This window comes from Mesorhizobium sp. M0239, assembly GCF_040321815.1.
In the GTDB taxonomy this organism is placed as follows: Bacteria; Pseudomonadota; Alphaproteobacteria; order Rhizobiales; family Rhizobiaceae; genus Mesorhizobium.
Genome location: NZ_JAMYSG010000111.1, coordinates 1 through 515 on the forward strand (window position 1 = coordinate 1; position 515 = coordinate 515).

At 57.3% G+C, this 515-nt stretch carries 1 protein-coding gene; it reads right to left on the minus strand.

Features of this window, described 5'->3' with window-relative positions; genetic code table 11:
* The coding region (gene virG / locus NKI99_RS33815; protein ID WP_352613758.1) for a two-component system response regulator VirG at positions 1–515 on the minus strand (515 nt) is incomplete at both ends.

Genomic DNA, 515 nt, shown 5'->3' on the forward strand with positions numbered 1-515 from the left:
CCTGCGCCACGGGATGTTTTGACCAGGCGAGGGTTGGCCGCATCAGCCTCCAGCTTTCGGCGCAAGCGCATGATTAGGACATCGATACTTCGATCGTACACCTCTTCTCCACGCACACGGCTCGCGAGCAAAAGCCGTTCTCTGGATAGCACGTTGCGGGGGTTCTCCAGAAATGCGATCAAGAGATTGAACTCACATGCGGTAAGCTTGACCTCGCCACGCTCCGCACAGATCAGTCGCCGCTGCTTCACGCTGAGCTTCCAGGCCCCAAAGCGAAATGAGCGCTGCTCTCTGGTTCGCGGACTAGAAATGCGCTGGCGTAGCGCTACTCGAATGCGGGCCAAGAATTCGCGCATCCCGAAAGGCTTGGGAATGAAATCGGTTGCGCCGAGCTCCAGTGCAACCACTTTTTCCGCCTCATCAAGCCGGTCGCCGCTGATCACTATGATAGGAACATCCGATTTTGTCGCCAGATTGCGGACGATCGCAAGTCCATCCTCCCGGCCTAGGTTAAG